The following is a 21029-nucleotide window of genomic DNA, read 5'->3' as shown; positions in this document are numbered from 1 at the left end:
AAAAAAGACTACATTCAAGAAATGTAGTCTCAGAATTAGATAAACTTAAGTGGTTAATTATTGATTAAGATATTTTCATTAAAAAAAGAACGAATAATGACGCTCCCTGTAAGAATCTCCTCTTCCGCAGTGTAATATATATGTGTCAGCTCTATTACACGCTCACTATTACTTAAATTATTAACAAATTGTTCAAATACATGTAATGAAGAAGCCTCCACATCTAATTGATATTCCAATAAGGTTATATCTGCAGGGTAAAAATCTTGTTCTGGCACTTCTTGGTTCGAAAGACGATTCATTTGCTTAACAGTTATATTGGAGGTTTTTTCTATCCCTTTTATTAAAGTAACCAATTGATCCACATTGGCAGCAGTCGGAATCTTTTTTCTCAAATTATCACTATCACTTAACCAAGATTGTTTTGAACGGTCGGTGTTGCTCGCAAAGTCAATTAATTCCTGTTGTTCACTTAGTGTATGTTCGGTTACTTGTAATGACTCTCTTTTCATATCCAGCCAGTTCGCTTTAATGTATAAGAAAACACCAATTAATAGTACACAAATCATTATTAAAAGCAATATATATGTACGTGACCACTTAATCTGCATTTTCTGCCACCTCACTTAGCTGATCTCTATCAATATCTATAAGTAATTCACTTTCATAAGAAGTTTGTTCTTCCTCCGTTAAACTTATAACATCTATATCTACTTGCTCAAAAAAGGAAGTATCCACGAATGACCTCTGCAATTCAGCTACCTGATCAAAATCATTAAACTGCAGTCTTATATATAATCTATCTGTAAGGGAGAAACGATACTCTATTATTTCTGTATTTAACGGCAAACTATTTTGAACATATTGATACAAATAAACGGTTGGAAACTTAGCTTCTTCTATTTGACTAACCTGAGATTCCAACTCACGTACTTGGCTTTGTACTAACTTCTCTTTTTGATATTCTTCAACTATATCTGTTTGTTTCTCTATTTTTGCTAAATTTACATCTTTTTGGTGTGATAATTGATTTGTTATCACATAACTAATAATGAAAATAGAAATAAGTCCAATCACGAAAATACCAGCTAAAATATAGGGAGCAATATTCTTTTTTCTTTTTTCAAAAAAATTAATTTCTATCATTTAATTCGCCCCTCATTCTTTTTACCTTTAATACAAAGTCCATATAATTTACTATATTCCTCATTTAAGTCAAAAGGTAAGGGAACTGGATGGATCAATAATTCAAATCGGTCTAACAGTTGTTGGTGAATATTTTCTCTTACCGGTACATCGCCCGTTAAAACTATATCAGTGATTTGAGCGTTTCCATTCATTACAGAATACTGATAAAAATCCATAAAACGTTCGATCGTTACGAACTGATCTTCAATAAAGTTTTGAACGATATCATTATTCTGATACCATATGCTTTTCTGATTATTGTCACTAGTAATATAATTATCAAACATATTTGCAAAATTTATATGCCGGTTAAAAATAGGAAGGCCCTTATGGAATACTGTCAACACAAGATCAGATGTATTCCATTGAATCATTAAGAGATGCTGGTTATCATATGATAAATCTAATTCTGCATATATGCGATATATACTTAAAAAGGATAAATCGGCCACTTGAGGCTTGAGGCTGACATCAGTAAAAAGCTCATAAAAGGGCTGAAGGCGATCCTCTGGATAAGCAAAAAGTAAAATATCATTTTTTTGTTCGCCCTTTTTTGTGATATGAAAATCAATGAGCGGGTTTTTAAATGGTAAACGAATACTTCCTTCTAATTGCAATTTAATATAAGATTTAGCCTCTTCTTTAGTTAATGATGCTGGAATTTGTTCGGACCTCATGGTTACAAAACTGTCAGGCACAATAAAATGCAACTTACGTCCTTTCCATCTTTTTTCATCTACTAATTTTTTGAATGCTGTCATTAATTTTTTATGATCAATAATTTTACCATCTTCCACAATATTTGCATCCAACACCATCTCACCATAATCTGCTTCACGCTTATTTTTGTGATTGGGGCATACTAAATAGCGAATACTTTGGTCTGTTATCGATACATTGACCGCATCTTTCTTAAATAAAGCCATGATGATTCCCCCTTTAATGTGATCGGGTCATTAAAAATTGTTAACTTATTATTAAAAAAATGATAAGTACCAATTCTTGATGTGTTCTCCGAAAAATAAAACGGTGATTGTAGCGATACTAATATATGGTCCGAACGGAATCTCCGATTTTCTTCCAGCTTTACCAGTTATTATCAACATTATACTTATTACGGTTCCATATAAAGTTGATAGAAAAAAGATTAATAAAATATCAACATAACCAAAAGCCAATCCCAATAAGGTGTAGTATTTCATATCCCCTGCACCCATACCGCCATTACTAACAAAGATAATAATTACCATTAAAATAAAAATACCAACTGCACCAGCTAACGGTGACCACCATGGATCAATAGGTACAAAAATTCGATAAACAACAAGAAACGGGACAAAAAACAACAATATTTTATTTGGTATTAGATAATAAGTGCTATCTGTTACTATAATGATAATGGCTAATGAGGTAACTAGTAAAGCAAATAATAGAGAAAGGCTGATTTCATAGAAATAATAACTTACAGCAAAGCAAATGCCTGTAAGAATTTCAATGATAGGATAAAGTTTCTTAATGGATTGATAACATCCTCTGCATTTCCCCATTTGAATAAGGTAGGAAAATACAGGTATTAGTTCATACCATTGCAATGTTTTTTTACAATTCGGACAAAAGGACCTATTTGACGATAAAAAGTTTCCTTCCGGTACTCGTAACCCTACTACATTAAAAAATGAGCCAAGTATGACACCGAAAACAAAGAAAAACAGGTAATACATCCATTCCATTTTTTTATCTCCTAATAGATTGAGACTCCTCTTAGAGGAGTCTCAAAAATTTAATTATACAATTCTATTTTAGAATTTTGTCAGCGATCAATCAAATGAGAAGGTTCCAGTGTCATCGGCTTTACTGATCGTATCTGAATTAGATCTTCCTTCTGGCAAATCATCAGGATCTACTTCTAAATAACCATCATCTATCAAGTCTTGAATCGTCGTAGTACCACTTTCAAAATCATCTTGGACATCAGCTAATCTTGCAGCATCCAAAATCAACTCTTCTGATGCTTCATTAGCATCATCTTCAGCATTATCAATAATATTCCCTATAGCTGGTATAGCAATGGCTAAAATAATACCTAAAATAACAATAACTGCTAAAAGTTCGACTAGAGTAAAACCTTTTTCCTGCTTTAACATTTTTCTTAACTTAGCATTCATTTTTTCACTCTCCTCACCATTTTAAACAATAAAAAAGACTCACAACACAAATATTCATTTATGATGCCAGCCGGTTGCACTACTAACTCCCATTTGCCAAAGTGCCCAAATTAAGGTAAATGATCAATGTCTCTGTTCTAACTCTTTGATTATATTATACTATATTTTCCCTCTATGTCTAGTAAAAAAGTGCAAAAAAGTACTAAATTGTTTCAAATAAAGTAAACATAGGAATAACAATCGCTAGTACTATAGACCCTACTATTATTGATAAAAAAACAATCATAATTGGTTCTATTAACGATTTCAGCTTGTCGGAAGCTTCTTCCAAATCCTGTTCATAATAATCAGACACTTTCTTCAGCATTTGATCTATGGAACCTGTTGCTTCTCCCACCGCAATCATTTGGGTTATTAATTTTGGAAAAACCCAATGTTCTTTCATAGGTTTAGCTAACGATTGCCCATTTTCCAATGCCTTTTTGCAATCCACTAAAACTCCCTTTACTACTCGATTATCTATAACATCCTTCGTAATTTCAACTGCTTGTAAAATAGAAACAGAACTATTAATAAGTGAACTTAAGGTTTGGGTCATTCTTGACAGTGTTGCTTTTTGAATAAATGTTCCTATAATAGGCATCCTTAATTTTATAACATCAAACCTATAGGCCATTACTTCATTTTTAACAATTAGTTGCATAAAGAAAACCAACATAAAAATGATAATCAAAATAATCCACCAAAACTTCTGAAAGAACCCACTCATATCTAAAACTAGTTGAGTATAAAAAGGCAATTCCTGTCCAAATGATAAAAACATATCCGCAAAAATTGGTACAATATATGCAAATAAAAAGATAGTAATAGAAAGCGACAAAATCCCTATTACAGCAGGATATGTAAGTGCAGTAATTACTTTCTGTTTTAATTGGTATTGTTTTTCATAATAAGTTGCCATACGGTCTAAAATTTCATCCAATCTACCGCTTGCTTCTCCAGCTCTAATCATGCTTATCAGTAACGAAGGAAACAACTTAGGAAAATGAGAAAAGGCTTCAGATAAAGGTTTGCCTTCTCGTATCATATCCTGTACTTCCTCCAAAGCTTCTTTTAATACTTTACTATTTGATTGTTCAGCTAAAATTTCAATAGTATCTACTAAAGATAATCCAGCATCAACCAATGTAGAAAATTGTCGTAAGAATACGATGAAATCTTTATGTTTAATAGGATTGCCTATGTAAATATCGCGATATAAAAGAGAATTAACTTTTTTAATTTGAAAAACATGTAAACCTATTGAATTAAGTTCTTCTACAGCTTCTGCTTTATTTTCGCTTTCCAATTTACCGTTTTTCATCTTCCCATCTGCCGATTTTGCTTTATAGGAATAAAATGCCACGATCTAATCACCTCCTATTCTATATTTGATAGATATGGCTCCGCATCCTGACGAGTAATGTAACCTTCCTTAACTTTTTGTCGTATATCCATCTCCATTGTATGCATCCCTTGATCTCGTGATGTCTGCAACACATTCTGTATTTGATGCATTTTCTCATTACGTATTAAGTTCTTAATAGCTGCATTATTAATCAAAATTTCAGTAGCTACCACTCTTCCCGGCTGTTCTGCATTTCTAAATAGACGTTGAGAAATGATCGCTTCCAAAACATTAGCCAAGAGGATACGAATTTGATCTTTCTGTGCTGCAGGGAATACATCAATAATGCGATCCATTGTGGATGCTGTATCTTGTGTGTGCAAGGTTCCCAATACTAAATGTCCTGTTTCAGCTGCAGTAATGGCTGTAGAAATTGTTTCTAAATCCCGCATTTCCCCAACTAAAATAACATCGGGATCTTGTCTTAAACAAGCACGCAATCCTTTTTGAAAAGATAAAGTATCAAAGCCAATCTCTCTCTGATCAATTACAGACTGTTGATGCTTATGCAAATACTCAATGGGATCTTCCAAGGTAATTATATGTCGGTTCATATGTTGGTTCATATAATCGATCATTGCAGCTAAAGTAGTACTTTTTCCACTCCCTGTTGGGCCTGTAACCAATACTAGGCCATGTGGTTTCATTGCAATATTTTTAAGTATCTCTGGCAGCTCTAATTCCTCTAATTTTGGAATATTCGTAGGTATCACACGAAATGCCATTGAAAGATTATTCCGCTGATAAAATATATTGACCCGAAACCGGGAAATACCAGATATGCCATAGGATAAATCTATCTCTCTGTCTTGCTCTAAACGGTCCCACAATTTATCTGTAACGATGGATTTTGTCATATTTTTTGTATCTTCAGGTCTGATAACATCACCTTTATAAGGAATTAACCGTCCATCAACACGAAAAATCGGTAATGAGCCGACAGTCAAGTGTATATCAGATGCATTTTGGCGAAATGCTTTCGTTAATAATTCCACTAAATTATTCATACTTCACCTCTATTCCTCTAATGCTACTCTCAATACTTCATCAATTGTTGTGAATCCTTTTTTCACTTTATCTAATCCATCATCAATTAAAAAGGACATTCCCTGTTCCTTCACATGTTGTTTTATTTCTGAAATTGTCACTTGCTGTAACATTAATTTTTTGACGTGATCATTAATAACAAGTAATTCATGAATCGCCATCCTGCCTCGATAACCTGTCCCGCGACAACGGTCACAACCTTTTCCTGCTATAATAGTATTAATATTCATTCCTCTGCGTTGAAATATTTCTTTTTCCATAACTGTAGCTTCACGTTCTTCTTTACAATCCTTGCAAATTCTTTTCACAAGACGTTGTGCCATAACACCACTTAATGATGAGACAACCAAATATGGTTCAATTCCCATATCAAAAAGACGTGGTATCGCATCTATTGCACTATTTGTGTGTAATGTACTAAAGACAATATGACCTGTTAACGAAGACCGAATTGCAATTTCAGCTGTTTCTCTGTCACGAATCTCGCCCACCATAATAATATTGGGGTCCTGACGAAGAATGGAACGAAGTCCGGCTGAAAATGTGAGTCCTACATTACTATTCACTTGCACCTGGTTAATACCTTCTAATTGGTATTCTACCGGATCCTCAATCGTTATGATATTTACATCTTCCTGATTTAATTCATTTATAGATCCATACAGAGTGGTTGTTTTACCAGAACCAGTAGGTCCAGTTAATAAAATCAAACCTGAGGGTCGGTCAAGAAGTTTTCGATATTGTTTTAATGTATTTTCATTAAGGTCTATTTCTGACAAACTTTTGATAACGTTCGTAAGATCAAGGATACGGATAACAATTTTCTCTCCAAATACGGTTGGTAAAGTAGAAATACGTAAATCAATAGGTTTCGCATCTATCACTGTCCGTATTCGGCCGTCTTGAGGCATTCTAGTTTCTGTTATATTTAATTCTGCTAATATTTTAACACGAGCAATTAATGCATTTTGAATTCGTTTTGGAAAAGTTTTCTCTGACCGCAATACCCCATCAACTCGATAACGAATCACGAGATTTCCTTCATATGGATCAATATGAATATCGCTTGCTTTTAAAGTGACCCCTGTTTGTAATATCTGATCTAAGATTCGAACGGCTGGGGCTTTATCATCAGTTTCCTGTTCAAAAGTTTCATCCATATCATAGTATTTATTAATTGCTTGCAGGATATCATCTTTTGCAGCAATAACTGGCTTCACTTCAAAACCCGTTAACAATTCCAAATCATCAATCGCATAATAATCCAATGGGTCATTCATAGCAATCGTCAGAATATTCTCTTGCTGGTCAATCGGGAATAATATATTTTCTCGGGCGACTTCCTTTGGTATTAATTCAATTAATTGATTATCAACAGGAAAGCGGAATAAAGAGACACTGGGTATTTTAAGATGCACTTCCAGAACTTGTAATAATTGTTTTTCTGTTATATAACCTTGATCAACAAGGGCATCACCCAGCTTTTGTCTGGAACTTTTATTTTCCAGAACTTCCAGAATTTCATTTTCTGTAATTAGTTCATTCTCTTTTAACAAGTCTCCTAATTTTCTTTTTTCACGTATAGCCATTTATTTTCCTCCTCTCTATTCATCAGTCTCTTGTGTCGGTTGTGCCTCGATAAGATCGATATTATCTACAGCTTCTCCACTTCCGAATGGAAAATCATCCGTATTAACATCTCGATAGTTTATACTATTGCCTCCACTAGCTTCATACCGTTTTGCAATCACAACACCATTTACTTGTGCACCCCCACCTAAAGTCACGAATGCTTTTGGAGCCAGAATAACTAAATTATTATGTGATCCACCGTCAATGGTCAGATCTGAAGATCCAGTTAAGACATAACCTCCCTCTATTTCACCACTTCCTCCTATATTAACACTTGCTTTTTCTATATATAGTGAGCCTTTAATTCGCTGTGAACCTCCAAGTATAAACGGATTACCTCCATAATAATAATAGTTTAACTGATTAATAGTGCCATTTTTGTTAATTGAGCTGCTTCCACCAATAGAAAAAGTGTCAAGCACATGGAGGTGAAGTGTTCCAGAGCCGATAATATTTACATGGCCTTGCTCCAATTCAAAATTGTTTACAACCAAGTGATACTCATCATCACCTATATCTATATTTAAATTATTATTTCCTTCAATGCGTATATTCTCAATATAAGTATTGGAGGAGAGCGAAATTTCTTGATTTGTGTTACCGGAAATAGATATATCACCCATTGTTTTACTTGTGGTGGCTGGGGCAATATCAAGCAATTCAATTAAACTGTCCAGTTGAAATAGAGAGTCTGAGCCTTTTATTTCTGGACTATCATTATACCAATCGGGTACATTAAGTACATGATCCACAGAATCAGGATGAACATGAACTAATCCTTTTGATGTTTGATCTGGTTGGTGAATATTGCCGTTTCCATCTAAAGTTATTTTATCTACTCCACCATCTAGTAAATGGACATGACCATTAACTTTTGCTGAACCTGTCAATTTCACACTTTCCTTAGAAATTAGTGCTACATTTAGAGGTAAAATCGGACCTGTTCCTCTTGATACCCACTTCACTTCAATTATTTTCTCTACAGTTCGAGAACGATTGCCAATAACTCCCTCGGAAGTAATTTTGTATTCGCTGGGGTTTTCATTTGTTAATTGGTCAATAGATATTATCGCTTTTGGCATTTCTGAAAAGCTTTCTTCAAAATTTTCGAAGGCAACATTATCAATCTCAATAGAAAGATAATCATTAACTCCAGTAAAGAAACTTTCCTGACTATTTCGGGTTTCGTATATTTCTATTAATTCGTTTTCTATTTGTGCGTATGCTTGGTTAACTCCAGCTTCTGCAATATAGTAGGTGGACTGATATTCACGGTCGTTTGTTGTTAACTTAACATTAGCAAATGATATAGTTGCCAGAGCTGTACCTAAGAGAGTCAAAATGACAAGTGCCATTAACACGATCATCAGACTTACTCCACTTTCATCTTTCAGCCACATTTTTTTTATTTTATGCATTTCAGCCACCTACTTTCTAAAATAAATTCTTGTGCTTAAATCATGTTGTTCTCCTCTCTTATCCTGAACACTTGAAATTTCAATATCTATATAATCCTCTGTAATTTCATAGTTAAATTCGGCGAGTTTAGTACTTACTATCTGACTGTCTCTATAGATAGATGAACCCTCCAGTTTATAATGGTGTGAGCCGATTTTTAAATCATCGCCTGCAGATAACTCTTCAACTGAAGCGATACGTATATCTTTAGTTAGATGGCTCATCAACAATTGTACTTCTTGTTTATGATTAATTTCATCTTTCTGTTGCATATATTGTTTTTGTCCAAATAAATGAGCGGAACTGATTAACATAATCACAAGCGATAAAATTGCTAAAACACCTAATAATTCAATAAGTGTAATACCTTTTTCACTTTTAATCATCCGCACCGCCTGCCTCACTTGTTAATAGTCTTGTTTCCATTTGTACCTTTTGCCTGTTTTCCTTATCATAAGTTTTGATAAGTAGACGAATTAAATCGGGAATAGAATTATTGTCATTATCTTTGACAGGTTCTACCGTTACTTCAAGTCGGTAAGAATTACTGCTAATTGTAAATCGATGAGTAGAAGAATTAGTTTGGGAGTGATCAGCTTGGTCTTTCATAGCATCAATAAATTGATTGAAACTATTTGTAGTTGCTAAGTGGTAGATGGATTCCATTTGTTGTTGAGTAACATAGGTAGCATCTACCACTTCTTCTGCTACATTAGTGGTACGAGCTGAATTGATGAAAAAAGTAAGAAAAGCAGCAACTATGATGGATAAAATCACAATGGATGCTAATAATTCAACCAGAGTAAGCCCCTTTTCATTTTTAATCCATTTATATTCCATCAATTCACCTCCCTCATATTACTAAACTCATGATCACAAGGATAATAACATATGTCCTTTTTACTAATTATTAGTACCATTATACACTATTTAGCAGGACTTATGGACTGAAAAAAGTGATTTTTATCTTTATTTAATCGATCTAAAAAAAGAGGTGAAGTTTCTTTTAGAATATATATTGTTATACCTGATTAAATTGTTTACAAGAAGCCATCATTAAGTACTGAGTATATTTTTTATGTACTCTACAAAATATAAAGAGCCAGTAATTATAATCATGTCATTCTTTTCAGAATTCTCAAGTAATTGAAGCAGGGCTCTTTTTGACTGGGGATCATATCTATAATGATCCTCAATTAATTCAGAGGTTAAAGCTCGCTCATGTGGAAAGTTTGTGATGGTTAATTCTTCTGTAACTGTTGATAAAATTTTTAACATGTCTCTAATATTTTTATCACGAAACCCGCTAAACAAAATTTTAATGGCACCTTCAACCTTTTCTTTTTTTAAAGTTTCCACCAATTTAGTAATACTTTGAACATTGTGTGCACCGTCCAAAATTATTGTAGGCTGCTGTGAAATCACTTCAATACGATTAGCCAATTTTGTTTGAAGCAATCCTTTTAGAACCGTTTGGTTTGAAATAGAGAAACCTTTCTTTTTCAATAATTCTATTGCTTGAATGGCTAATGACGCATTGTGTATTTGATGATCTCCTAACATCGACAGTTTAATTGGATAGCTTTTGAAAGAATTAGACCAGTTAAAAGTACGAGAAGCTTGCACGGTCACCGAAAAATCCTCGTTATATACATAGGTTGGTGCTGATAAATTATTTGCTTCATATAGCACTACTTTTTTAGCTAGGCTATCTAAATCACCTATGATAACAGGTGTTTTTTCTTTTATAATTCCAGCTTTATGATAAGCGATTTGTTCTAACGTATTACCTAAAAATTTCATATGATCAAAATCGATCGTTGTAATAATCGTGAGAAGGGGATTCACTCGATTTGTCACATCTTCTCTTCCACCCATTGCAGCTTCTACAATAGCGATATCAATATTACCTCTAAAATAAAGAAGTGCAATTACCATTAAAATTTCATATTCAGATGGTGACATAACTCGCTCATCCATCTCTTCAATAATCGGCAAAACTTCATTTAATATAGCTAAAAATTCTTGTGGAGTAATCGAGTGATTGTTAATTGCCATATGGTCAAAAATAGTTGGCAAACCTGGAGATTGGAAAGTACCAACACGATAATCACTTTCGGCTAATATTTCTTTTAAATAAGTAAGTGTGGAACCTTTTCCATTGGTACCGGCAATATGGACAGTTGGGATTGACTTTTGTGGATGACCTACTTTTTGTAATAAATAATCAAGTCGTTCTAATCCAGGCTTTATCCCTAATTGACGTCTGTTTTCCATGAATTTATTTAAGTCTGCCTCTGTTCGTATCATATTCACACATCCCTTTACAGCTTTAAAGAACTAATCCCCGTTTCTCAATTTACGAAAACGGGGATTTATCTGCATGATCTAACTGTTATCAATTTTGTAATTCATTTATACGCGCTTGCACTTTCTCACGTTTTTCAATGTAGTCTTTTTGTTTTTCCTTTTCAGCATCTACCACCTGTGCTGGTGCTTTACTTATAAAACCTTCATTTGAAAGTTTTTTATCCACACGCTCAACTTCTTTATTTAATTTAGTTAATTCCCCTTGCAGACGGGTTAATTCCTTCTCAACATCAATTAACCCCTCGAGTGGTAAAAAGATCTCTGCACCAGTCACTACTGCTGACATCGCTTTTTCTGGTACTTCAAAACTCGTGTCAATTGTTAACTCATTTGGGTTACAGAAACGATCGATATAAACGCGGTTTTCTTCCAATTGTTCTTTCACTTTCTCATTACTTGCTAGAACCATAATTGGAATCTCTTTAGACATAGGTGTGTCTACTTCGGCGCGAATGTTACGAACAGATCGAATAATCGAAACAAGTTGCTTCATCACTTCGGATGCTTCGTTATTGGATAATTCTTGATTAACGGCTGGCCATGATGCTCGAACAATAGATTCACCTTTGTGTGGTAGCTGTTGCCAAATTTCCTCGGTTACAAAAGGCATAAACGGATGAAGCATTCGCATAATATTATCTAATACATATGCCAGAATAGATCGAGTCGTTAATTTAGCATTTTCATCTTCACCATATAGTGGTAGTTTAGCCATTTCAATATACCAATCACAAAAATCATCCCAAATAAAATTATATAGATAGCGACCCGCTTCACCAAAGTCATACTTATCTACATGGCGTGTTACTTGTTCAATCGTTTCATTGAGACGAGTTAAAATCCACTGATCGGCAACAGATTTTTTGCCATTTAGATTAATTTCTTCATATTTCAGGCCGTCCATATTCATTAAGGCGAAACGAGATGCGTTCCAAATCTTGTTGACGAAATTCCAGGTGGATTCTACCTTTTCCCATTGGAAACGTAAATCCTGACCAGGACTAGACCCTGTAGATAGGAAATAACGTAAAGAGTCAGCACCGTATTTTTCAATTACTTCCATTGGATCTACACCATTTCCAAGAGACTTACTCATTTTGCGCCCGTCAGCATCACGTACTAAACCGTGAATCAATACATCTTTAAAAGGTCGTTCGTCATTAAATTCTTTTGATTGAAAGATCATTCGAGCTACCCAAAAGAAAATAATATCATACCCAGTTACTAATGCATTCGTTGGGAAGAAGTGTTTGAAATCATCATCTTCTGTGTTTGGCCAATTTAATGTAGAGAACGGCCATAATGCTGATGAGAACCACGTATCTAGTACATCCAAGTCCTGTTCCCAATTTTCGATGTCTTTTGGTGCCTCTTTGCCAACATACATTTCACCTGTTTCTTTATGGTACCAAGCAGGTATTCGGTGACCCCACCATAACTGACGTGAAATACACCAATCACGAATATTTTCCATCCAGCGTAAATATGTCTTTTCGAAACGATCCGGAACAAAATGAACTTTTTCATTATCATTCCCTTGCTGTAATTCTACAGCTGCATCTGCTAGAGGCTGCATATCAACAAACCACTGTGTAGATAAATATGGTTCGACTACTGCTCCACTTCGCTCAGAATGACCGACGGAATGCATATGGTCTTCAATTTTGAATAGAATGCCTTCATTTTGAAGATCTTTAACAATTTGCTTACGGCATTCAAAGCGCTCCATATCTTTATATTTACCGGCATTGTCGTTCATAGTACCGTCTTCATTCATTACCAATACCCGTTCTAAGTTATGACGGTTACCAATTTCAAAATCATTAGGGTCATGTGCTGGTGTAATTTTAACAGCACCTGATCCAAACTCCATATCTACATAATCATCGGCAACTATTTCTATTTCTCGGCCAACGATCGGTAGTTTTACTTTTTTCCCAATTAAGTTTTTGTAGCGCTCATCTTCAGGGTGAACCGCAACAGCTGTATCTCCCAGCATGGTCTCTGGTCGTGTTGTCGCAATTTCAATATGTCCTGATCCGTCAGCTAATGGATATTTCATATGATAGAAATGACCTTGAACATCTTTGTAAATAACCTCTATATCCGATAATGCTGTCTTCGTTGCTGGATCCCAGTTGATGATATACTCACCGCGGTAAATAAGACCTTTTTCATATAATGTAACAAATACTTCTTTGACAGCATCTGACAGACCTTCATCTAACGTAAAACGTTCTCGGGAATAATCGAGTCCTAAACCTAACTTGGACCACTGTGTGCGAATAAACCCTGCATATTCTTCTTTCCAGTCCCATGCTTTCTCCAGAAACTTCTCACGACCAAGATCATATCGAGAAACACCTTCTTCACGAAGTTTTTCTTCTACTTTTGCTTGAGTTGCAATTCCAGCATGATCCATACCTGGGAGGTAGAGTACATCATAACCTTGCATTCGTTTAATCCTTGTTATGATATCTTGCAAAGTAGTATCCCACGCATGGCCAATGTGCAGCTTTCCAGTTACATTTGGTGGTGGAATCACAATTGTGAATGGTTCCTTTTCTTTGTTACCTTCTGCTTCAAAAAACTTTCCATTTACCCAATAATCATAACGACCTTTTTCGACTGCGGATGGATCATACTTGGGCGGTAAATTAACTTCATTATTTTCAGACATCTATATTTCCTCCTTCATGTATACCAATAGAACAAATTTTTATTAACTAAAATAAAAATAGACAACAACTTAGAATTTTTGACAACTCTTTAAAAGTTGATTCCCTTCACGGGATAATTGAGTTTGTTCACGGGATATGTTGACTTATCCCGTGAAGCTAATCAATTATCCCGTGAAGAATACGTTCATCATTAGCGCAATATAAAAACCCTTTTCGGCCTTGTATAAAGGACGAAAAGGGTTGGATTCCGCGGTACCACCTTTGTTTATAAGTATCGCTACTTATACACTTGATTCATAAAGATAACGGGTTCACCGGCTATTACCTACTTGCATTCAGTAAAGCTGCATCAGAGACTACATTCCTTCATCTTTTTTCGAGAAAATCTTTCAGCCTGGTGGATTTTCCTCTCTTACGAACAGTATGAAGTACTCCTTCTCATCATCGCATTTAAATATTGTCTTTCATTATATGTTATTTTATCTAAATATGAATGATCAAGTCAAGTTTAATTATAATTTTAATTGAGCGTATTTATTAAAAAATGTCTTGTAGCCTAAATATAAAAATAAAATGACAGATAATGAAACACTTCCCGTTATACCTAGCATAATCGCAATTTGGTATTTTATCGCATCGAGCGGACCAGCTCCTGATAGAATGACACCTGTCATCATTCCCGGTAAAAATACGATCCCCATACCTACCATACTATTGATTGTTGGTAAGATTGCTGAATCAAATGCATGATTCACAATTCCTTGTGACGCTTTATTTGGGGTAGCACCTAACATTAAAGCTGCTTCAACTTCTTTCCTTCGAGAGGTAAAACCTTCTACTAGTGCACTTACCCCTAAAGTGATGCCGGTCATCGAATTTCCTATCAACATACCTGCAATTGGTATAAAATATCGCGGGTCATACCAAGGTGAAAATTGAACGACAACAAAATCAAAATAAATAAAAGCAAATAACGTACCAGAAACCATTGATAATGCTATGATTTTCTTTAAGTCTTTACTCAGTTTTTGCTTTGTTCTCTTGAATATATTATAAACTGCAAAAGTTTCCATTATGGTTAAAACGATTAAGGAATAAATCATTTTTTCATTTTCAAAAATAAACATTAATAAATAACCAACCAGTACAAGTTGTATCGTCATCCTTAATGTAGCAATCACAATTTCTTTTTCACGCGGAATTTTTCGCCATCGTACAATAGCTAAAAGAATAACGATGAAGATGTATGCTGATACAAGCTGCCAAATTGTAATTTCCAGCATTTCATTCATGGTGCACACCCACCTTTGTTAATATCTCGTCCATATAAATAATACGATCACTATATTTTTCGGAGATTTCTTTTGAATGGGTCACCATGATAACTGTTTTATTTTGTTTTTTTATATTTTTTGTAAAGTAATCCATTACCACTGTTTCCGTACCTTCGTCCAAAGCAGAAGTTGGTTCATCCATTAAATACACATTTGCGTTCATTAATAATACACGACCAAATGCCAGTCTTTGCTGCTCTCCACCTGACAATTTTGTTGCGTCTTCATCTAATTCTTTTTCTAAATGCAATTCTTTCAGTAACGAACTCATCTCTTGATCTGTTACTTCATTTTCACCTGAAAAGCGTAACCCTGCCAAGAGATTATCTCGAACAGTCCCTTCGAATACGACAGGATCTTGACCTAACATAACTACTTCTTTTCTCAATTCGACAGGATCGAGCTGCGTAATCTTTTCTTTTTTATAACGAACTACCCCTTCATCTGGTGTTAACATACCATTAAAAATTTTAAGTAAGGTAGACTTTCCGCTGCCACTTTCACCGAATAAACAAAAAACCTTACCTGATTCAAGTTCTAGTATGTTTATATCAAGGATATCTTTATATTTTAAATTTTGTATTTCAAACATAATGAACCTCCTATCTTGTTGTGTTTAGTATGTCAGTTATGTAATGAATTAGTACAAACATTCTTCTAAGCGAGTATGTAAACCTTAATTATACTTCTCCCAATAAAAAAGCAGATACATTATGCAGTACCTGCTCTCCTTATTACCGAAAATCTCGCTTATCTTCCATTTTTCTAGAAACTAGCACATATGCAACAGTCGCAGCTGCGGTTAAAAGTGTATAAAACAACGTATTTTTCATGACCATTCCTCCTCGTATATTTTATTAAAATGGACGGAATTTCCCTTTTTTTAATACTAATTTTGGTCCACCTAATAAAAATAGATATCGATCATCGATTACATTTTTCATTACTTTAGCCTGCATACCATAAATTTTATTCCCATCAAAAACGGTACCCATGGCATCGCTACCACCTAGAGAAGCGACGGTACCTTTATCATCAAAATGAAACTCTTGTAATGTACCACCATATATCATAGTTTTCACGTTATGAGCACATACATCCGCTTCTTGAATGGCGATCTGAGCTGTCGGTGGGTAAGGTTTTCCTGATTCATTGTTCATCACCCATGCGCAATCCCCGAGTATAAATACCTCATCATGACCTGGTGCACGTAAAGTTGCATCCACATTGACTTTTCCTTTCGTTATTTCAAAACCTGCTTCACCTACAAGATGGTTCGCCTGTACTCCACCCGTCCACACGATCGTTCCTGCTTTAATTTCTTCATGTTCTTCACCAACCACTACAGCATCTGACTTAACTTCTTTAATCATGGTGCCAAGCTTAAATTCGATACCTCTAGCTTCAAGAGATTCTTTAGCATATGCAAGTAATTCTTCATCAAATCCTGGTAAGATCGTGTCCATTGCTTCCACATCAATTATTCGGACATCTTGACGAGGAATATCATATTTTTTACAAAGATACGGAATTCTCTCTGCCAATTCACCTAAAAATTCGATACCGGTAAATCCTGCACCACCAACAATAATGGTGAGCATGCTTGGATCTGGAGTCTTTTCATTTCGATAACGAGCAAATTGATATTCAATGTGATCTCGAATCATACGACTTTTATCCACACTTTGAATTGAGAAAGCATGTTCTTCCATTCCCGAAATTCCAAAGGTTGCTTTTTCAAAACCTAAACCGATCACTAAATAATCATAACTTAATTGACCATTTTCCAATTGTACTGTTTTTTCTTCTTTGTTTATTTTCACCACGGTATCATGTACAAACTGAACACGTTTCGTATTGATTACATCTGAAATCATAATTCGAGATCGGTTGACGTCAATGGTACCTGCAGCCACTTCATGAAGCCAAGTAGTTTGATAATGATAATTATGTTTGTTCACTAATGTAATTTCTACTTCTTCTGCTGGTAATTGTTGTGTTAATCTTTTTACTGTCATCATACCAGCATATCCCGCACCAAGTACTACAACTTTCAATTTACTTCCAGACATCGAATCCTTCCCTTCTTAGTTATATATGACAAACTACGATAGGTTTTGTTAAAGCAAACAATTGTATGTATGAATTTAAATATTCGATTATAGTATATCAAACCTATAATAGACCGTCTAACAACTTATACCCAAATAGACAAAATAAAAAACCCTATATATACACAGGGTTTAAATAAAGTAAGATTTCTCAGCAGGAGTTTTACACACATACTTATTGCGAACGAAATTTATCAGATAGTTAACCTCCGTTTAACCCTCATTTTGATTCTTTACTAATCCATTTCTTCACGTTTAGGGTGGAAGGACGATTATACCACGATAAATTTATTATTTTACGTACTCTTTTAATCTATTTTTGTCTAGAAACGTTCGTATTTCTTCAATAGTAAAGCCTTCTTCCTTAGCCTTTGCCATTAAATAAATCCAATCATAATCCACGTTCAGCTTTTCTTTCATAAATGTAATCCCCTCCTAAAATACAAATCTGTATTTCAGGCAGCTCAGCCATCCGAAAGCTATGTAAATACGGATCTGTAACTTTGCGTCCCCATTTCTCAATGGGTTTGCCTTTTTCTGATCGTTCAATTGCACGATTTTAATTGTGACTTTAAGACGTTCGTATTAATAAACTATGATACCTATAATACACTACAAATAATTACACAATCATTACAATTTAATATCATAACGATTCGTATAGCCTAATTGTTCCATTATTTCTTGGTACTTTTTAGCTTTCTGTTTATCACCCATTTGATTGTACCAGTCTGACAAGAATTCTGCCATATCCGCCCAGACCCTTTCAATTTGATAGCAAATCCTTAGAAAATAATCATTGTATAGACCAGGAAAAAGATTATCTGAAATCACGGTTAACGATTCTTCATAGGCTGTTATTTTTTGGTTCGGATCTGTTAGTTTAAGACTATTCTGCAATAATTCTTTATATATAAGATAATCAGAGTGAATAACTCCACTTATCATCACATGTTCTCTTTCTGTTACAACAATAGGTGAATTTTCACGAAGGTGTGCATGTTCAATTATTTTTTTCAAATGATGTAAGGATACTCTTAATTGATTTTTGGCTTTGTCTAACGGTAGATCCGGCCAAAAAACATCACATAATTCATCTCTTGTTACTGATTTTTGTAGGATTAAATAAACAAATAGAAGTTTCGCCTTTCTTTTTCCCCATCCTTGCAAAATGGTCTGACCATTGATAAATACTTCAAAGCGATTCAGAATATTTACCCTAATAGTATTATTGGGTGGTTGGTCTTTTTGATTTTGTATAGTTAACTCACTTCGGATTTCGTTGCTTAGATCTGCTAAATAGTTGTAAGTTAAATTATCACGCGCTACACTCTTCTGTTGAATAAATTGGTGAATCCATTTCGCTACTATGGCAGGCTGATCCAGTTGGACTGCGAATGCTGCATCAGGAACGGTTAAGAATCGCGCATATGGAACAAGGTTTAAAGTTATGCTAAACAATTCAGGCGGATAAACAGGATCCTCTGCACCAGTTAAAAGTAATATCGGTGTATCAAGTGCTTTGAGGTATTTTTGCATTGATTTGTTGAATTCTGTATGAAACAACATAAAATATACTTTTTTATTAACTCTTCTAAAGGATTCTAATAAAATTTGCTCATTTTCTTCAGTAAGTTGGTAACAAATTTTTGGAATTAGCTCTTTCCCAAGAGATTCTAATGACTCAGAATGTCTACTGTGTTCTTTTCTTTTAGTAATTTGTTTCTCCGCTAATTTCACAGGATAATTAACCGGTACAGAAATTAATGTTAATGAGAGGACTTCTTCACAGTACTGATAGGAATATTGAATGGCTACAAAACCTCCAAATCCGTGTCCAACTATGTGAAATTGCTTAATTCCGAGATGGTGTATGAGACGATGAATGTCATGTGTCATAACATCCAATATTGGGGTTAAACCATTAAAACCGCTGTTGCCATGACCTTGTAAATCTAATTGAAGAATGCGATATTCTTTTTTTAACAATGGTAAAAGTAAATTCCATGAATTTAAATCTAACCCTAAGCCATGAACCAGGACTAGCACATTTTTTTCGGATGCAGTTTCAGAGTTATGCCATTGGTAATGAATAATGTTGTTATCGATCTCTAGATATGGAATATGCATCACCCCCAGTTTATTTGAAACTGCTTCATATAAAATTCTTTTTACCTACCATTCTATACATATTCGCCATTCTTTTATAAATTTCCTTCAAAAACTTCAATTTTTTACGAAAAATGATTAGCAGCAAAATAAAATATTTATCGATCACAATAAAAAAATAAAATTGTGTACGATTCCTTATTCGTTGCATAAGTTAAGGTATAACCCTATTTAATTTATCGTGAATGAGGTGATTGTTTGGGACGTTATTATCGTTATCGTTTACCACCTTGGGCTCGTGAATGGATTTTGATTTGTGAAAGATGTATTCTGCCTATTGTAATCTTCCAATGTATTCGGACACTTTTTCTTCCTACGACTTTTGATGTATTATTACTGGGTATTCTAATAGGTATCTTAATTGCTTTTCAATTGGAATGGTTTTAATCAATTCGTTTCTTCGATCTGTTCTCTTTTAAGTGTTTGCAAAATAAATTCTTGTAATTCAAAGCTGAATAATAACTTACGATATTGTTTTTCAATTTCTATAGAGTCTTTGATTATATTTTTACGTCGTGCTGGTTGAGCACATTTTTTTACGGATTGTATCCAATTAGCTGGTGAGAGCATCTGCAATACAAGTAATGATTTTTCATAATCTGTAAGATCAATATATCGACAATAAATGGAGAATGATTCTTTAATTTTATCAAGATCACAATCATGAAATTGAAATAGATGTTGGTAATATGTCACTAAATCGAATGTTGGTGAAGTCATTACTGCAGATTCCCAGTTTAAAAGATACGTATTCGTTGTTGTTATGATGTAATGAGAATTCTTTAAATTGCCGTGACAGAGGGTGTATTTCATTTGCTCTGTCTCTTCGAGTTCTGCTAGATATATCTCTTGCCATCTTTCTATCTGTGTAAAAATTTGTTCAAAATCACGATAATACATGCATATTTGCAGCTCTGATGGAGACATAAAACGTTTTGCTTCAAAATAACGGACATAGGTTAACATTTGATCTCTGTAGCTTGTCAGCTCCTGTTGAAATTGTTGTTCTAACGTACTTTTATTTTGTTTTAAAGAGGTAATCTGGTGATTAGCCATTGTTGAGGCATGCAAATGTCCCATAGCATGAATCACTGTTGCAAATTCATCTACCGGTTGTTCGGTGTAGCTGCGTTCTACCCAGGGCATAAGATAATAGATGTCAGATTGTTCTTGATAGAATGGTTGTTTATTATTTGTGAGAAATAGTGGTATAAACCCATGCACTTGCTTTTGTTCAATTAATTGATATATGGCTAACCATCTTCCGATATCTTCCGGATGCAATCTGGATTTCTTAAGAGCAAATTGCTGGGAATTTGCTCTTATTTTAAATAGACGCTCTGTGATTTGCTCCATTTCTTCTGGCTGAATTTGAAAAGCTGTTAATATCTTAGACCATTCCATACTTCACCACTCCCAACTTTAAA

At 34.4% G+C, this 21029-nt stretch carries 20 protein-coding genes, 2 riboswitches and 1 other annotated feature; of the genes, 1 reads left to right on the top strand and 19 read right to left on the bottom strand.

Going from position 1 to position 21029, the window contains the following annotated elements:
* Positions 1–53: 53 nt before the first annotated feature.
* The 18 genes from BUC25_RS08925 to BUC25_RS08840 form a co-directional block, all read right to left on the bottom strand.
* Complete coding sequence (locus tag BUC25_RS08925; RefSeq protein ID WP_073201528.1) at positions 54–611, bottom strand: hypothetical protein; 558 nt, start codon at positions 609–611, stop codon at positions 54–56.
* Positions 601–1146 (bottom strand): hypothetical protein, encoded by a 546-nt coding sequence (locus BUC25_RS08920; protein WP_073201527.1) that lies wholly within the window; start codon positions 1144–1146, stop codon positions 601–603. The genes BUC25_RS08925 and BUC25_RS08920 overlap by 11 nt, the downstream gene beginning before the upstream one ends.
* Positions 1143–2114 carry a type IV pilus biogenesis protein PilM gene (pilM, locus tag BUC25_RS08915; protein ID WP_073201526.1) on the bottom strand — a complete coding sequence of 324 codons (972 nt, stop codon included), beginning with the start codon at positions 2112–2114 and terminating at the stop codon, positions 1143–1145. Before pilM ends, BUC25_RS08920 begins: the two co-directional genes overlap by 4 nt.
* A gap of 51 nt (positions 2115–2165) precedes the next feature.
* Positions 2166–2918, bottom strand: a complete 753-nt coding sequence (locus tag BUC25_RS08910) for a prepilin peptidase (RefSeq protein WP_073201525.1) — start codon at positions 2916–2918, stop codon at positions 2166–2168.
* 87 nt (positions 2919–3005) lie between these two features.
* Positions 3006–3353: a prepilin-type N-terminal cleavage/methylation domain-containing protein gene (locus BUC25_RS08905; RefSeq protein WP_073201524.1), complete on the bottom strand. Its 348-nt coding sequence runs from the start codon at positions 3351–3353 to the stop codon at positions 3006–3008.
* 59 nt (positions 3354–3412) lie between these two features.
* A riboswitch (cyclic di-GMP riboswitch) is annotated at positions 3413–3496 on the bottom strand.
* 59 nt (positions 3497–3555) lie between these two features.
* Positions 3556–4758: a type II secretion system F family protein gene (locus tag BUC25_RS08900; protein WP_073201523.1), complete on the bottom strand. Its 1203-nt coding sequence runs from the start codon at positions 4756–4758 to the stop codon at positions 3556–3558.
* Between the two features lie 14 nt (positions 4759–4772).
* Entirely contained in the window at positions 4773–5807 is a 1035-nt protein-coding gene (locus BUC25_RS08895; RefSeq protein WP_073201522.1) for a type IV pilus twitching motility protein PilT, read from the bottom strand.
* 9 nt (positions 5808–5816) lie between these two features.
* Positions 5817–7436 (bottom strand): GspE/PulE family protein, encoded by a 1620-nt coding sequence (locus BUC25_RS08890; protein ID WP_073201521.1) that lies wholly within the window; start codon positions 7434–7436, stop codon positions 5817–5819.
* A gap of 15 nt (positions 7437–7451) precedes the next feature.
* Complete coding sequence (locus BUC25_RS08885) at positions 7452–8897, bottom strand: pilus assembly PilX family protein (protein ID WP_073201520.1); 1446 nt, start codon at positions 8895–8897, stop codon at positions 7452–7454.
* A 9-nt stretch (positions 8898–8906) separates the two neighbouring features.
* Complete coding sequence (locus BUC25_RS08880) at positions 8907–9323, bottom strand: PilW family protein (protein WP_073201519.1); 417 nt, start codon at positions 9321–9323, stop codon at positions 8907–8909.
* Complete coding sequence (locus BUC25_RS08875) at positions 9316–9777, bottom strand: type IV pilus modification PilV family protein (RefSeq protein ID WP_073201518.1); 462 nt, start codon at positions 9775–9777, stop codon at positions 9316–9318. Before BUC25_RS08875 ends, BUC25_RS08880 begins: the two co-directional genes overlap by 8 nt.
* A 216-nt stretch (positions 9778–9993) precedes the next feature.
* Positions 9994–11247: a bifunctional folylpolyglutamate synthase/dihydrofolate synthase gene (locus BUC25_RS08870; protein ID WP_073201517.1), complete on the bottom strand. Its 1254-nt coding sequence runs from the start codon at positions 11245–11247 to the stop codon at positions 9994–9996.
* Between the two features lie 88 nt (positions 11248–11335).
* Positions 11336–13987, bottom strand: coding sequence for a valine--tRNA ligase (locus BUC25_RS08865; protein ID WP_073201516.1), 2652 nt, complete (start codon positions 13985–13987; stop codon positions 11336–11338).
* Between the two features lie 224 nt (positions 13988–14211).
* Positions 14212–14442 (bottom strand) — a binding site (T-box leader).
* A 58-nt stretch (positions 14443–14500) separates the two neighbouring features.
* Complete coding sequence (locus tag BUC25_RS08860; RefSeq protein ID WP_073201515.1) at positions 14501–15280, bottom strand: ABC transporter permease; 780 nt, start codon at positions 15278–15280, stop codon at positions 14501–14503.
* Positions 15273–15914, bottom strand: a complete 642-nt coding sequence (locus tag BUC25_RS08855; RefSeq protein WP_073201514.1) for an ABC transporter ATP-binding protein — start codon at positions 15912–15914, stop codon at positions 15273–15275. Before BUC25_RS08855 ends, BUC25_RS08860 begins: the two co-directional genes overlap by 8 nt.
* 265 nt (positions 15915–16179) lie before the next feature.
* The gene (locus BUC25_RS08850; RefSeq protein WP_073201513.1) at positions 16180–17394 is read right to left on the bottom strand and encodes an NAD(P)/FAD-dependent oxidoreductase; all 1215 of its coding nucleotides are present in this window, start codon (positions 17392–17394) and stop codon (positions 16180–16182) included.
* Positions 17395–17724: 330 nt separating this feature from the next.
* Positions 17725–17853 (bottom strand): DNA-binding anti-repressor SinI, encoded by a 129-nt coding sequence (gene sinI, locus BUC25_RS19145; protein WP_139251797.1) that lies wholly within the window; start codon positions 17851–17853, stop codon positions 17725–17727.
* Positions 17854–17888: 35 nt separating this feature from the next.
* A riboswitch (cyclic di-GMP riboswitch) is annotated at positions 17889–17975 on the bottom strand.
* Positions 17976–18066: 91 nt separating this feature from the next.
* Complete coding sequence (locus tag BUC25_RS08840) at positions 18067–19563, bottom strand: alpha/beta hydrolase (RefSeq protein WP_073201512.1); 1497 nt, start codon at positions 19561–19563, stop codon at positions 18067–18069.
* A gap of 237 nt (positions 19564–19800) precedes the next feature.
* On the opposite strand from BUC25_RS08840, the gene BUC25_RS08835 reads away from it, so the two are divergent.
* Positions 19801–19989, top strand: coding sequence for a hypothetical protein (locus tag BUC25_RS08835; RefSeq protein ID WP_058307227.1), 189 nt, complete (start codon positions 19801–19803; stop codon positions 19987–19989).
* Here the strand turns inward: BUC25_RS08835 and BUC25_RS08830 are convergent, their stop codons facing one another.
* Complete coding sequence (locus BUC25_RS08830) at positions 19990–21006, bottom strand: phosphotransferase (RefSeq protein ID WP_073201511.1); 1017 nt, start codon at positions 21004–21006, stop codon at positions 19990–19992.
* Positions 21007–21029: the final 23 nt, after the last annotated feature.

The organism is Gracilibacillus kekensis, from assembly GCF_900143085.1.
Lineage (GTDB): Bacteria > Bacillota > Bacilli > Bacillales > Amphibacillaceae > Gracilibacillus > Gracilibacillus kekensis.
This window is presented reverse-complemented; position numbering and strand designations above follow the sequence as displayed.